At 65.2% G+C, this 14,297-nt stretch carries 11 protein-coding genes and 2 tRNA genes; 7 read left to right on the top strand and 6 right to left on the bottom strand.

The window, feature by feature from the left end:
* Nucleotides 1-36 precede the first annotated feature (36 nt).
* Nucleotides 37-489, bottom strand: coding sequence for a peptidylprolyl isomerase (locus tag C100_RS29640; protein ID WP_024018670.1), 453 nt, complete (start codon nucleotides 487-489; stop codon nucleotides 37-39).
* Between the two features lie 144 nt (nucleotides 490-633).
* Here C100_RS29640 and mgtE point away from each other — a divergent pair, with 144 nt between their 5' ends.
* Together mgtE and C100_RS29630 are read left to right on the top strand one after the other, a co-directional pair.
* On the top strand, nucleotides 634-2,073 hold the full coding sequence (gene mgtE / locus C100_RS29635) for a magnesium transporter (protein WP_024018669.1): 1,440 nt from the start codon (nucleotides 634-636) through the stop codon (nucleotides 2,071-2,073).
* Nucleotides 2,074-2,098: 25 nt separating this feature from the next.
* Nucleotides 2,099-2,497, top strand: coding sequence for a DUF1489 family protein (locus C100_RS29630; RefSeq protein WP_024018668.1), 399 nt, complete (start codon nucleotides 2,099-2,101; stop codon nucleotides 2,495-2,497).
* 63 nt (nucleotides 2,498-2,560) lie between these two features.
* Here the strand turns inward: C100_RS29630 and C100_RS29625 are convergent.
* Nucleotides 2,561-2,635 (bottom strand) — tRNA-Thr (locus C100_RS29625).
* A gap of 116 nt (nucleotides 2,636-2,751) precedes the next feature.
* Here C100_RS29625 and C100_RS48735 point away from each other — a divergent pair.
* On the top strand, nucleotides 2,752-2,895 hold the full coding sequence (locus tag C100_RS48735; RefSeq protein ID WP_162472041.1) for a hypothetical protein: 144 nt from the start codon (nucleotides 2,752-2,754) through the stop codon (nucleotides 2,893-2,895).
* Nucleotides 2,896-2,903: 8 nt separating this feature from the next.
* On the opposite strand, the gene C100_RS29620 is transcribed toward C100_RS48735, so the two are convergent.
* The gene (locus C100_RS29620) at nucleotides 2,904-4,685 is read right to left on the bottom strand and encodes an aminopeptidase P family protein (RefSeq protein ID WP_031308773.1); all 1,782 of its coding nucleotides are present in this window, start codon (nucleotides 4,683-4,685) and stop codon (nucleotides 2,904-2,906) included.
* 125 nt (nucleotides 4,686-4,810) lie between these two features.
* Between C100_RS29620 and C100_RS29615 the strand changes: the two genes are divergently transcribed.
* Nucleotides 4,811-6,871: a S9 family peptidase gene (locus tag C100_RS29615; protein WP_024018666.1), complete on the top strand. Its 2,061-nt coding sequence runs from the start codon at nucleotides 4,811-4,813 to the stop codon at nucleotides 6,869-6,871.
* On the top strand, nucleotides 6,871-7,263 hold the full coding sequence (locus C100_RS29610; RefSeq protein ID WP_024018665.1) for an acyl-CoA thioesterase: 393 nt from the start codon (nucleotides 6,871-6,873) through the stop codon (nucleotides 7,261-7,263). Before C100_RS29615 ends, C100_RS29610 begins: the two co-directional genes overlap by 1 nt.
* A gap of 25 nt (nucleotides 7,264-7,288) precedes the next feature.
* On the opposite strand, the gene paoC is transcribed toward C100_RS29610, so the two are convergent.
* The 3 genes from paoC to paoA are packed head-to-tail and all read right to left on the bottom strand — an operon-like array spanning nucleotide 7,289 to nucleotide 11,075.
* Nucleotides 7,289-9,493 (bottom strand): aldehyde oxidoreductase molybdenum-binding subunit PaoC, encoded by a 2,205-nt coding sequence (gene paoC / locus C100_RS29605; protein ID WP_024018664.1) that lies wholly within the window; start codon nucleotides 9,491-9,493, stop codon nucleotides 7,289-7,291.
* Entirely contained in the window at nucleotides 9,490-10,446 is a 957-nt protein-coding gene (locus C100_RS29600; RefSeq protein WP_024018663.1) for an FAD binding domain-containing protein, read from the bottom strand. The genes paoC and C100_RS29600 overlap by 4 nt, the downstream gene beginning before the upstream one ends.
* Nucleotides 10,443-11,075: an aldehyde dehydrogenase iron-sulfur subunit PaoA gene (gene paoA, locus C100_RS29595; protein WP_024018662.1), complete on the bottom strand. Its 633-nt coding sequence runs from the start codon at nucleotides 11,073-11,075 to the stop codon at nucleotides 10,443-10,445. The genes C100_RS29600 and paoA overlap by 4 nt, the downstream gene beginning before the upstream one ends.
* A gap of 332 nt (nucleotides 11,076-11,407) precedes the next feature.
* On the opposite strand from paoA, the gene C100_RS29590 reads away from it, so the two are divergent.
* Both C100_RS29590 and C100_RS29585 read left to right on the top strand, forming a co-directional pair.
* A tRNA-Gly gene (locus C100_RS29590) sits at nucleotides 11,408-11,482 on the top strand.
* Between the two features lie 711 nt (nucleotides 11,483-12,193).
* On the top strand, nucleotides 12,194-14,248 hold the full coding sequence (locus C100_RS29585) for a ParB/RepB/Spo0J family partition protein (protein ID WP_024018661.1): 2,055 nt from the start codon (nucleotides 12,194-12,196) through the stop codon (nucleotides 14,246-14,248).
* Nucleotides 14,249-14,297 lie beyond the last annotated feature (49 nt).

Genomic DNA, 14,297 nt, shown 5'->3' with positions numbered 1-14,297 from the left:
GCCCCTGGACGGGACGCGCAGCCAATGGAAGCAGGATCAGGCGATGGTCGCCTTGACGATCTTGCCGGGTGTGCGCGGCGGCTCACCCTTGGGCAGGGCGTCGACATGCTCCATGCCCGCCGACACTTCGCCCCAGACGGTATATTGGCCGTCCAGGAAAGTGGCGTCGTCGAAGCAGATGAAGAACTGGCTGTTGGCGCTGTTCGGGTTCGATGAGCGCGCCATCGAGCAGACGCCGCGCACATGCGGTTCGCGGCTGAATTCCGCCTTGATGTCGGGCAGTTTCGACCCGCCCATGCCGGTGCCGGTCGGATCGCCGCCCTGCGCCATGAAGCCGGGGATGACGCGGTGGAAGACCACGCCGTCGTAGAAACCGTCCTTGGCAAGCGTGGTGATGCGTTCGACATGGCCGGGCGCGAGGTCCGGGCGCAGCTTGATGACGACATCGCCGCCGCTGTCGAGGGTGAGGGTGAGCGTTTCGTCGGCCATGGAATCCTCTCTTGCCGGGGTAGTGTGGAATGAGTCCATATAAAGGCTAATGAGGGGGATGGAAGCGCTCTCTCCCCATTGCATTTCCCCCGTGCATGGGCGAAAGCGACTAAATGTTACAGGAACCGGACAGTAGGGGGCGCCATGAGCGAGCGCGGCGATATGGCCGAACCCCTTGTCCATGGGGATGATTTTGAAGACACGCTGATCGAGGCGGCCGAGGCCAGCCACGATGAGGATGATCGCCTGAAGCCCGAATATCTGACCGCGGTGCTGGATGCGGTGGAGGAGGGCGACAGCGAAAAGGCGCGCGATCTGGTATCGCCGCTGCACCCCGCCGACATTGCCGACCTGCTGGAACTCGCCCCGTCGGACCGGCGCGCCGACGTAGCCGCCGCGCTGGGCGACCTGGTCGGCGCGGAAGTTCTGTCCGAACTGAACGACTATGTCCGCGACGACCTGATCGGTGCGCTGGCGCCCGAACAGGTGGCCGAGTTCGCGTCCGAACTGGACACTGACGACGCGGTCGCGATCATCGAGGATATGGAGGAGGCCGACCAGCAGGCCGTCCTCGACGCGATGGAGCCGGAAGATCGCGCCGCGATCGAAAGCGCCCTGTCGCACCCGGAAGAATCCGCCGGCCGCCTGATGCAGCGCGATCTGGTCGCGGTGCCCGAACATATGACGGTCGGGCAGGTGATCGATTATCTGCGCGACAGCGGCGACCTGACCCGCGACTTCTGGGAAATCTTTGTCGTCGATGAAGGGCATAGGCCGATCGGCACCTGCCAGTTGAGCTGGATCCTGACCTGTCCGCGCGGCGTCCCCATGTCCGACCTGATGAAGCGGGAACAGACGCTGATCCCGGTCGACATGGACCAGGAAGAGGTCGCGCTGCGCTTCCAGAAATATGCGCTGATCTCCGCCGCCGTGGTGGACGCCAGCGGCCGGCTGGTCGGCATGATCACCGTCGACGACATCGTCCACATCATTTCGGAAGAAGCGGGCGAGGATATTCTCCGCCTGTCCGGCGCGGGCGAAGGCGACATCAACGAACCGGTGATGGACAGCTATCGCGCGCGGGTGCGCTGGCTGCTCACCAATTTGCTGACCGCGCTGGTCGCCTCGACCATCATCGGCATTTTCGAAGGCACGATCCAGAAGATGGTGGCGCTCGCCACGCTGATGCCGATCGTGGCGGGCGTGGGCGGCAATGCCGGCAGCCAGACCATGGCGGTGACCGTACGCGCGCTCGCCACCAACCAGATCACCGGGTCCAACGCCCGCCGCACGATATTGCGCGAAATCCGCGTGGCATTGCTCAACGGATCGACGGTGGCGGTGGTGCTGGGGATCGGCGTGGGACTGGTATTCCAGGATATGGCGCTGGGCGGAGTGATTGCCGCGGCGATGATGATCAATATCGTCACCGCGGGGCTGGCCGGCGCGGCGGTGCCGCTGGCGTTCGACCGGATGAACCTGGACCCGGCGGTCGCATCCTCCATCTTCGTCACGATGATTACTGATTCGATGGGTTTCTTCGCTTTCCTGAGCCTGGCCACGGCAGCGGGATTGACCGGCTGACGCGAACGCCCATTTAGGGCATCCCATGCCCCTGCACCTCACAAAGATCGCTTTTCAGAGCGAAGGCCCCGCCTCCTTGCGCGCCTGGCTGGAAAGCCATGCGGACGAAGCGCGGCTCACCACCCGCTATCTGCCCAAGCGGCTCGATGAAATGACCGGCGGATCGCTATACTGGATTCACGGCCATGCGCTGGTCGGGCGCAGCCCGCTGCTGGGCTTTCAGGAAACGGGACAGGGCCGCTACTGGATACGGCTGGCGCCGACGCTGATCCCCGTGCGCGCACTGCCCAAGCGGGCGCATCAGGGCTGGCGCTATCTGGAGGACAAGGATGCGCCGCCCGATCTGGGCGGCGGCGAGGCGGATGATCTCGACGCGATGCCGCCCGCGCTGCTGGGCGAACTGACCCGGCTGGGGCTGGTGTAGCGGACCCCGGCGTCTCATCGGGCGAGACGGGTCAGACGGGTCGATTTCGGGACGAGGGAGAAATGGTGCTGCCGGTGAGGATTGAACTCACGACCTCAGCCTTACCAAGGATGCGCTCTACCACTGAGCTACGGCAGCACTCTATTTCTGCTCCACGGCGCGGTTCGCGTCGCGGAGCCGGGCCTATGGCCGCCCGCACCGCCCATGTCAAGGCGGGTTGCGGCGGATGACGCATTTTGCTTATGCGCATGTCCATGACCGAAACCCTGGACGAGAAAAAGGCCCGATTGGCGCAGGCGCTGCGCGATAATCTGCGGCGGCGCAAGGCCCAGAGCCGGGAATCGACGCGAGAGGAAGCGGCGAAGGAACCGCCCGACGGCGATCCCTCCATCACCTGATCTTCACATCATAGCGGCGCGCAGGCGGCCTTGAGCCAGGCAAGCGCATCGCCATCCAGCTGCGGCCCGACAACCTCCAGCACCTTGCCATGATAGCTGTCGACCCACCCCCGTTCCTCCGCGCTCAGCAGGCCGGTGTCGATGAGGGCGCGGTCGATCGGGGCGAAGGTGAGGGTTTCAAAGCCCAGCATCTCCTTTTCGGCGCCGGCGATCGCGCGTTCCTCGACCAGCACGAGATTTTCGATGCGGATGCCATAGGCGCCGGTCTTGTAATAGCCCGGCTCGTTGGACAGGATCATGCCCGCCACCAGCGGCTCGTCCCCGCCGCCGAACGTCGCGATCCGCTGCGGCCCTTCATGCACCGACAGGAAACTGCCGACGCCATGGCCGGTGCCATGGGCATAATCCAGCCCCTGCGCCCATAGATATTGGCGGGCCAGAATATCAAGCTGGCCGCCGCGCGTGCCCTTGGGGAAGATGGCGCGGGCAAGCGCGATATGGCCCTTGAGTACCAGGGTGAAGCGGTCGCGCATCTCCTGCGTCGGCGTGCCGATCGCCACCGTGCGGGTGACGTCGGTGGTGCCGTCGCGATATTGCCCGCCCGAATCGACCAGATAGAGGCTGCCGCTCTCGATCGGGCGATTGGTCTTTTCCTCGACCCGATAATGGACGACGGCGCCGTTCGGTCCCGCGCCGCTGATCGTGTCGAAGGACAGGTCTTCCAGCAGCCCGCTATCCTTGCGGAAGGATTCCAGCCGGTCGGAGGCGGACAATTCGGTCAGGCCGCCCTTGGGCGCCTCGACCGCGATCCAGTGGAGGAAGCGGCTGAGCGCCGCGCCGTCACGCGCCTGCGCCGCCTTGTGCCCGGCGATCTCGACGTCATTCTTGATCGCCTTGGGCAGGATGGCGGGATCGCGCAGCGCCAGCACCTGCGCCCCGCCCTCTTCCAGCGCTTCGAAGATCGCGGCGACGGCGCGTTCGGGATCGGCGATGACGGTCTTGCCGCCAAGCCCCGCCAGCGCATCGGCGAAGACGGCGCGGTCATGGACACGCACGGCATTGCCCAGATGCTGGGCGACGGCTTCCTCCATCTTCTCCGGCGCGACGAACAGGTCAGCGGTCGCGTCGGCATGGACGATCGCATAGGCGAGCGCGACCGGCGTGCGATCGACATCCTTGCCCCGGATATTGAAGGTCCAGGCGATCGAATCCAGCGCCGACAGGATCGCCGCGTCGGCCTTTTTCGCGGTCAGCCAGTCGGCCATTTCCGCCCGCTTTTCCGCCGAATTGCGTCCGGTGAAGCGATCGTCATGCACCACCAGCCGGGCGGCGCTGGGCGCTGGGCGATCGGGCCAGACGGCGTCGACCGGGTTGGTGTCCACCGCCACCAGTTCCGCGCCCTTCTCGGCCAGCGCCTCGGTCGCCTGCTGCACCCAGGCGCGGGTGTGGAGCCAGGGGTCGTAACCGATGCGCGCGCCCTGCCCCGCATGATCCTTCAACCATGCGGCGATCGAGGTCTGCGGCACGCTTTCATATTGCCAGTGGTTTCCGTCAACCTGCTCGCGCACCTGGAGCGTGTAGCGGCCATCGACGAAGATCGCCGCTTCCTGCGGCAGCACCACCGCGCTGCCCGCCGATCCCTGAAATCCGGTCAGCCAGGCGAGACGCTGGGCATAGGCGCCGACATATTCGCTCATATGCTCGTCGGTCAGCGGCACCACGAAGCCGTCCAGCTTCTGACGCACCAACTGTGCGCGGAGAGCCTTCAGGCGGTCTTCATAACTGGACATCAAACTTCCCTTGAATTCATTCGGCCCTTGCACCGGGCATGAAGGCGACAACATAGAGAGGCCGGGGCGCTTATGCCAGCGCCCCCCCCAAGAACAGACGCTCCAAGAACAGACATGGACCCTGAATGACCCAGACCAGCACGCCGCCCATCGCCCAGCGCCGCCCCCACGCCATCACCCATCATGGCATCACCGTTTCGGACGATTATGCCTGGCTGCGCGATCCGGGCTATCCCGACGTCAAGGACAAGGACGTGCTGGCCTATCTGGAGGCGGAAAATAGCTGGTTCGAGGCGGCGATGGCCCCCCGCAAGCCGCTGCTCGACACATTGTTCCAGGAAATGAAGGGGCGCATCAAGGAAGACGACCAGTCGGTTCCGCAAAAGGATGGCGACTATGTCTATTGGCGCGCCTTCGAAACGGGCGCGCAATATCGCAAATGGTATCGCAAGCCCGTCGCAGGGGGCGACGATCAGCTGATCCTGGACGAACCGGCGCTGGCGGAGGGGCATGACTATTTTCGCCTCGGCGCGATGTCGGTCAGCCCGGACGGTCGCTACCTCGCCTACGCCATCGACACCAACGGGTCGGAACGGTTCGAGGCGCGGATCAAGGATCTGTTTTCGGGCGAGATATTGCCCGAAGTCATTCCCGACACGCTGTCGTCGCTGGTCTGGACGTCGGACAGCAAGGGGCTGCTCTATGGCCTCGCCAACGAGAATTGGCGGACCGACAATGCGCGGCTGCACTGGCTGGGCCAGAGCGTCGAGAGCGATGTCGAGCTGTTCCATGAGGATGATGAGGGGTTCCGCGTCTCGATCGGTCTCACCTCCTCGGAAAAATATATCGTCATCGCCACCGGCGACCATGTGACCAGCGAGGCGTGGTTGTTGCCCGCCGACAATCCGACCGCCAAGCCGCTCCTCGTCGCGGCGCGCAAGGCGGGGCGCGAATATGATGTCGATGAGCATGAAGGCACGCTCTACATTCGCACCAACGACACCCACCCCAATTTCCGGCTGGCCAGGGCGACCCTCGAAGCGCCCGACCAGTGGGAAGAAGTGATCGGCGCCGACGCCCATTTCTACCTGACCGACTTCACCCTGTTCAAGAGCTTCTACGTCACCGAGGGACGTCAGGACGGGCTCGACCAGATCGAGCTGCGCGACTATGCGACCCACACGCCCAAGCGCATCCCCTTTCCCGAGGCGAGCTATTCGGCGTCGCTGGACGACAATCCCGAATATGATGTGACGAAGCTGCGCATCGGCTATGAATCGATGGTCACGCCCGACACCATCTATGATTATGATCTGGCGACGGGCGAACTGGCGGTGCTGAAGGTCCAGGAAATCCCTTCAGGCTATGACGCGACCCGCTACGCCACCGAAAGGCTGATGATCCCGGCACGCGACGGCACGCAGATTCCGGTGTCGATCGTCTATCCGAAGGATTTCCCGCGCGACGGCAGCGCGCCGCTGCACCTCTATGGCTATGGCGCCTATGGCATCGCCATGGAACCGGGCTTTTCCACCAGCCGCCTGTCGCTGCTGGATCGCGGCTTCGCCTTTGCCCTCGCCCATATTCGCGGCGGCGACGACCTTGGCCAGCAATGGTATCTGGACGGCAAGCTGGACAAGCGCAGCAACAGCTTCACGGATTTTGTCGACGTGGCCAAGGGGCTGGTCGAGCGCGGCTATGCGAGCCGGGGTCGGATCAGCATTTCGGGCGGATCGGCCGGCGGCGAGCTGATGGGCGCGGTCATCAACTCGGACCCCGACCTGTGGGGCGCGGTGGTGGCGCATGTGCCCTTCGTCGACGTGCTCAACACCATGCTGGACGAAACGCTGCCGCTGACGCCGGGCGAATGGCCCGAATGGGGCAATCCGATCGAGGATGAGGCCGCGTTCCGCACGATCCACAGCTATGATCCCTATGCCAATGTGAAGGCGCAACCCTATCCGCCGCTGATGGTGACGGCGGGCCTGAACGATCCGCGCGTCACCTATTGGGAACCGGCGAAATGGGTGGCGAGGCTGCGCGCGACCAAGACCGACGATAATATCCTGCTGCTCAAGACCAATATGGGCGCGGGCCATGGCGGCAAGTCGGGCCGCTTCGAAAGCCTGCATGAAACGGCGGAGGAATTCGCCTTCATCTTGTGGCAATTGGGCGTGGAGGATTGATGGCGTCGAGTTTCACCAAAGAGATCACCGCGCTTCCCGAACATATTGACGAGCTGGGCCATGTGAACAACGCCGTCTGGGTCCAGTGGATGGAGCAGGTGTCGGTCGAACATTGGCGGCGCGATGCCGATCCCGCCCATGTGGAGGCCTATATCTGGGTCGTGACCCGGCATGAGGTCGATTATCGCGGCAATGTGACCGAGGGGGAGACAGTGACGGCGCGCACCTGGATCCCGCAGGGGCCGCGCGGGGCGCGGTTCGACCGGTTCATCGAATTTACCGGGCCGGACGGCAAGGTGAAGGTCGCGGCCAAATCCACCTGGGCGATCATCGACAAGGCGTCGGGCCGGATTTTGCGCGTGCCGGCGGACGTGGCGGCGAATTTCGTGTAATTCGCCGCCAGTTCCATCCGTTCGTTCAGGCCGCCTGCGCCTTGAGCAGCTTGTCGATCGTCAGCGGATAGTCGCGCAGCCGGATCCCGGTGGCGTTGTAGATGGCGTTGGCCACCGCCGCGCCCGCGCCGCATATGCCTAGCTCGCCCACGCCCTTGGCCTTCATCGGCGAGCTTTTGTCGTCCAGCTCATCGACGAACAACACGTCCTGATGGGGGATGTCGGCATGGACCGGCACCAGATATTCGGCCATGTCGTGGTTGACGAAGAAGCCGAAGCGGGTGTCGACGTCCAGCGCCTCCATCAACGCCGCGCCCACGCCCATGGTCATCGCGCCGATCACCTGGCTGCGCGCGGATTTGGGATTGAGGATGCGGCCGGCGGCAAAAGCCCCGCCCATCCGGCGGATGCGCACCTCTGCTGTGTCCATATCGACCCCGACCTCGCAGAAATGCGCGCCGAAGGTCGCCTGGGCATAGCGTTTGTCGAGGTCGCCATAGTCCATACTGTCCTCGGCCCAGATACCCTCGCCGCCGGCCAACGCGCCCAGCGTCTGCGACTGGTTGCCGAATTTCACCAGACCGTCGTCAAATTGCGCCTTGTCGGCAGGATAGCCGGCCTTTTCCGCCAGCTTCGCCCGCAACGCCATGGCGGCGGCATAGACGCCTGCGGTGGAACTGTTCGCGCCCCATTGGCCGCCCGATCCCGCCGACACGGGGAAGCGGCTGTCGCCCAGACGCACCGTCACCTGGTCGAGGTCCACGCCCAGCATCTCCGCCGCGGTCTGGCCGATGATGGTATAGCTGCCGGTGCCGATGTCGGTCATGTCGGTTTCGACGATGATCCGCCCCTTCGTATCGACGCCGATCCGCGCACCCGACTTGCCGACGAGGTTGTTGCGGAAGGCCGACGCCATGCCCATGCCGACCAGCCAGCGCCCATCGCGCACCTGGCCCGGCTTCGGGTTACGCTTGGCCCAGCCGAAGCGATCGGCGCCCGCACGCAAACATTCCACCAGCTTGCGGCTGGAAAAGGGGCGCTGCGGCCCGGCCTCGGGGTCATATTGCACATCGTTGCGAATGCGCAGTTCGACCGGATCGACTCCGCTGGCTTCCGCCAGTTCGTCCATCGCCACTTCCAGCGCCAGCAGGCCCACCGCCTCGCCCGGCGCGCGCATGGCATTGCCTTCGGGCAGGTTCAGCGTGACCAGCCGGTGCGCGGTCATGCGGTTGGCGCCGCGATAGAGAAGGCGCGTCTGCTGCGCCGCCGTTTCCGCGCCGCCGCCGGGCAGGTCGCCCGACCAGACTTCATGCGCGATCGCATCGATCACGCCATCCTTGTCCGCGCCCAGCCGGATGCGCTGGATGGTCGCGGGGCGATGGGTGGTGTTGTTGGGAATTTGCGGACGGGCGATGGCGACCTTGACCGGGCGGCCGACCTGCTTCGCGCCCAGCGCCGCCAGCAGCGCGTCGGCGCGCAGGAACAGCTTCGCGCCGAAACCCCCGCCGATATAGGGCGACACCAGCCGGACATTGTCCTTGGATATGCCCAGCGTCTTGGCCATTTCGCCCACGCTCCAGGCGATCATCTGGTTGGATGTCCAGAGCGTCAGCTTGTCCCCGTTCCAGGCGGCGATCGTCGCGTGCGGCTCCATCATCGCATGGCTCTGGTCAGGTGTGGTGTAAGTCTGTTCGACCTTTACCGCCGCGCGGGCAAAGGCGGTATCGAAATCGCCCGCTTTGGTGTCGGCCGGCCCGCCAAAGCCCTCCGGCGGGATCACGCCGTTCAGCCGCTCGGCCGCCAGATCGAACTTGCCGTCTTCGGCCGCATAGTCGATCCGCACCAGTGCGGCGGCGGCGCGCGCATTTTCGAACGTGTCGGCGATCACAAGCGCCAGCGCCTGCTCATAATGATCGATCTGCGGCCCGCCCAGCAGCGGCGCGGTGTTCATATTGCCCTTGCCCAGCTTGCCCGCATTGGCGTGGGTGACGATGCCGATCACGCCGGGCGCGCTTTCCGCCGCGCGCAGGTCCATCGCGGCAATCCGCCCCGTCGCGATGGCGGAGCCGACGATCCAGCCATAGGCGGCATTGGGCGCGGCGTCATGCCGCTCATAGGCATAGGGGGCGGTGCCCGTCACCTTGGCGGCGCCGTCGATGCGGTCGTGGGGAATGCCCACCACCCGGCCCTTGTCGATCGGGTTGATGCCCGCGGGGGTATCGAACTTCATGCCCGTGCCTCCTGCTGCCGATAGAGCGACGCCAGCGTCCGTTCGACCAGCGGCCGCTTGAATTCATTATGATGGGTGGTGCGCGCGCCCGCGAGCGCCGCCTCCGCGACCGCCTTTGCGCCTTGCTTCGCCGCCGCGTCGGCCGCCGCAACCCGCCAGGGTTTCGCGCCGATCCCGCCAAAGGCGAAGCGCGCCGTCCCGTCCTCGCCAAAGATCGCCGCCACGGAAACCAGCGCGAAGGCATAGGATGCGCGGTCGCGCACCTTGCGATAGACATGGGCGCCGCCGATCGGCTTTGGCAATGTCACGGACGTGATCATCTCGCCCGCCTTGAGCACCGTTTCCCTGTCAGGCGTGTCGCCGGGCAACAGGTGGAAATCGGCAATCGGGACGGATCGCTTCGCGCCGTCCGCGCCGACCATATCGACCTGCGCGTCCAGCAACCGCATCGCCACCGCCATGTCGCTGGGATGCTGGGCGATACAGGCGTCGCTGACGCCCAAAATGGCAAGGCTGCGGCTCATCCCCTGCATCGCGCCGCAACCGCTGCCGGGCTTGCGCTTGTTGCAGGGCATCCGCGTGTCGTAGAAATAGGGGCAGCGGGTGCGCTGCAACAAATTGCCGCCCGTCGTCGCCTTGTTGCGGAGTTGCCCCGAAGCGCCCGCCACCAGCGCGCGGCTGAGCACCGCATAGTCGCGGCGGACGGTCTGGTCGGCGGCCAGATCCGTATTGCGCACCAGCGCACCGATGCGCAGCCCGCCTTCCTCCGTCTTTTCGATCCGGTCGAGCCCCAGATGATTGACATCGACCAGATGGGCCGGCGTTTCGACCTGAAGCTTCATGAGGTCGAGCAGGTTGGTCCCGCCCGCGATGAAACGCGCGCCCTGGACCGAAGCCGCCGCTTTCGCCGCCGCTTCCACGCTCGCGGCGCGCTCATAGGTGAAGGGCTTCATGCCTGCGTCTCCCCGGCGACATCGCGCATTGCCGCGATGATGTTGGAATAAGCGGCGCAGCGGCAGATATTGCCGCTCATCCGCTCGCGCAGTTCGGCATCGCTGAAGGCGACCTGCGCCAGATCCTCGGTCACATGGCTGGGAATGCCGGCATCGATCTCTTCCAGCACCGAAACGGCCGAGCAAATCTGTCCCGGCGTGCAATAGCCGCATTGATAGCCGTCATGGACGATGAAGGCCTTTTGCATCGGGTGCAGCGCCTCGGGCGTGCCCAGCCCCTCGATCGTCGTCACCTTCTCGCCATCATGCATGACGGCGAGGGTCAGGCAGCTGTTGATGCGCCGCCCCTCCACGATCACCGTGCACGCGCCGCACTGGCCATGGTCGCACCCCTTCTTGGTGCCGGTCAGATGCAGATGTTCGCGCAAGGCATCGAGCAACGTAGTGCGCGGGTCCAGTTGCAGATGGACCTCGCGGCCGTTGACGGTCAGTTCGACGGGACTCATCGGGGTTCCTTTGCTGCTCGGCTGCGCAGGGGCGGCCATCGCCTGCGACACAAGCGGGGCGGTCGCCGCAAGGGCGGCGCCGCCCTGAAACAGGCCGCGGCGGGTGACATGGTCGGACGTCATGGCTGGTCCATCCCTCCTGATCTGCTGGTCATTACGAAGAGCGGCGACAAATGATCCGCCCGAGAGGAAAGTTCGGCTGATTGCACGTCAGATTAGCAGATGTTGGTCCTCGCCCGAAAGGGGGAAGGCGAGTTCCGCTCGCGATTCGGCTCCGGCCGCCGTTTAGCGCTGCTTTCGGAACCACCCGCAACATTTAACTTGCTGATAAGTAACATATTTGTGCAGATGCGAGAGAGATTTTCATTTTTCTGCAATTCTTCCCTTGCCCATCCACACAACCGCTGCTAGTTCGCCGCAACCCGCCGAGAGGAACACAGCCTCCGGCCGCCAGAGCGGGCGTAGCTCAGGGGTAGAGCACAACCTTGCCAAGGTTGGGGTCGAGGGTTCGAATCCCTTCGCCCGCTCCAGTTTTCCGAAATAAATCAATATTTTACGGCTCGGCCGAAAGGCCTACTCACGGGTCCATCAGGCGCGCGGGTCCACGGCGGGTCCACCTGTTTGTCCTCTTAGGGCATAGTCCGGCGTGTTCAGGCGAATGTTCGTGCATCCAGAAGCCGGCATTTGAGGCTCTCAGGCACATCGGATGATAGGCCGAGTCTGCATCTCCTTCAGAACGAATGGCGCCTCCCTCGCGGGACCGGCGCTCTATCTTCGCTGCGCTCCGACCGAACCCCTCGCGGGTTTCGGCGCATCCGCGTGACGATCACCTGGCGGGGCGGCGTGTTCGCCGCAGATTGAACGCGGGAATCAGTGGAGCGTGCTCTGACGGCGTTCTAACGAAGCCGTCAGGGTCCGCGCGCTTTTCAGGGCCGCGTGGCACTCTTGCTCTGCCCGGGGGGCACGACGACGGCTGGCCCACAGGCCCGCGCGCACGCCGCCGCGCCGGTCGGTCGCCGCAAGGGTGCGTCCTTGGTGGCGCCGCTCGCGCGGCGCGGGTGCTTGGGGCTCTGCCCCTGGCGCACTTCGGATCGGCTTCCGCCCAGCTTCCTTCGCGCTGGCGCGCTCCGTGCAGCCGGTTCCCCGCGAAGCCGCCCCTCCGTTTGCACCCCCGGTCTCGCCGACGGGCAGGGTTTCAGCGCGGCGCTTCCCGCTGCGCGGAAACCCAAGGAGTAAGGTAGATGACCGATATCGTTCAAACCCAAACGACCGGGCTTGCCAGCGGCGAAATCCATATCCCGCTCAACAAGTTGAAGAAGTCGCCCCGCAACGCGCGCAAGGTGCCCCATGGCGAAGCCGCCATCGAGGCGCTGGCCGCGTCGATCCAGCACAAGGGCCAAATCCAGAACCTTGTCGTTGAAGCCGAGTTGAAGGACGGCGAGCCGACCGGCTGCTATTTCGTCACGGCTGGCGAAGGCCGCAGGCTCGCGCAGTTGCTGCGCGCCAAGCGCAAGCAGATCAAGCGCATCGAGCCGATCCGCTGTTATCTCGACACCGAGAACGACCCGGCTGAAATCAGCCTCGACGAAAATGTCACCCGGACCAGCATGCACCCTGCGGATGAAGTTTGCCGTTATTTCGAGCTTTCGCAAGAGCGCGGATGGGGGGCGGAAGAGATCGGCGCGCGCTTTGGCGTGTCCCCGGATATCGTCAGGCGGCGGCTGCGTCTGGGCGCGGTCAGTCCCAAGCTGATGGACGTCTACAGGCAGGACGGGCTGACGCTCGACCAGTTGGCGGCGTTCGCCATCACCGACGATCACGCCCGGCAGGAGCAGGTGTTCGAGAACCTGTCGTTCAACAAGGAACCGTGGATCATCCGTCGTGACCTTACCGCCAGCCATGTCCCCGCGACCGACCGGCGGGCCGTGCTCATCGGAGCGGATGCCTATACGGAAGCAGGCGGCACGATCATCCGCGACCTGTTCACCGAAGATGGCGGCGGCTATTTCGAGGATGCGGGCTTGCTCGACACGCTTGTGACCGAGAGGCTGCGCGAGATCGCGGGTGATGTGCTGGCCGAGGGCTGGAAATGGGCGGAAGCGTCAATCGACTTTCCCTATGACCACGGTATGCGGCGCAGCTATCCGCAGACGCAAGCCCTGTCCGACGCGGACGAGGTGCGGTTGCAGCAGGTGGCGAGCGACTATGACGCCCTGATCGAAGGCTTTTCGTCCTATGACGAGATGCCCGAGGACGTGGCGGCGAAGGCGCAGGTGCTTGAGGCCGAGATCGACGCCATCACCGCGAAGCGTTCCGCCTATGATCCGGACGTGATCGCGCGTAGCGGCGTGTTTGTCTCGCTCGGTTCCCATGGCGAGCCGAAGATCGAGCGCGGGTTCGTGCGGGCCGAGGACGAGCCGCAGGCCGAAGCGGGGCCGGAAGACGAGGACGGCACCGAAGCGCAGGACAGCGAGGCGTTCGAGGACGACAGCGAGCGTGGCGACGAGGGAGAGGACGATGCCGATCCCGGCAAGCCCATTTCCGACAGCCTTGTCCGCGACCTGACCGCGCATCGGACGCTTGGCCTTCGTCTCGCGCTTGGCGAGCAGCCGGACATGGCGATGGTCGCGCTGACCCATGCGATGGTGCTGGACCTGTTCTATCGCAGCTTTGGCCAGTCCTGCCTCGACCTTCGAGTGGCGAGCGAACCGCTTGAAAGCCATGCCGATGGCATTGCCGAAAGCAGCGCGGCAGAGGTGCTGGCGCTAAGGCACGACGAATGGGGCGTTCAATTGCCTGCGGACGCGGCAGACCTGTGGGGCTTTCTTGCCGGAATCGACAGCGAGAGCCGCACGGCGCTGCTGGCGCATTGCGTGTCGCTGACCGTCAATGCCGTGAAACTGCCATGGGATCGTTCGACGAGCCGGATCGCGGCGGCGGATGGCCTCGCCCGCGCGGTGGACCTCGACATGACGCGGCACTGGACGGCGAGCGCGCGCGGCTATTTCGGGCGCGTGACCAAGGCGCAGATCGCGCAAGCGGTCAGCGAGGCGGTGTCCCCCGAGGCAGCGGAGCGCATCGCGCCGATGAAGAAGGGCGACATGGCCGAGGCGGCGGAGCAGCTTGTCGGGGCGAGTGGATGGCTGCCGGGTATCCTGCGAACGCCCGAGCCGGACACAGTGGAGGCCGAACCGGTTGCGACGGAGGCCGACGCCAGCGGGCAGCCTTCCGAAGCGGAGGCCCCCGATACCGAAGCGCAGGATGCCGACGCGTTCCTTGCGGTCGCCGCCGAGTAGCGGCCATGGGCCGGGGCCGCGCGAGCGGTCCCGGTTTCTTTCGTTATCG

The organism is Sphingobium sp. C100 (genome assembly GCF_000508185.1).
Taxonomy (GTDB): Bacteria; Pseudomonadota; Alphaproteobacteria; order Sphingomonadales; family Sphingomonadaceae; genus Sphingobium.
This window is presented reverse-complemented; position numbering and strand designations above follow the sequence as displayed.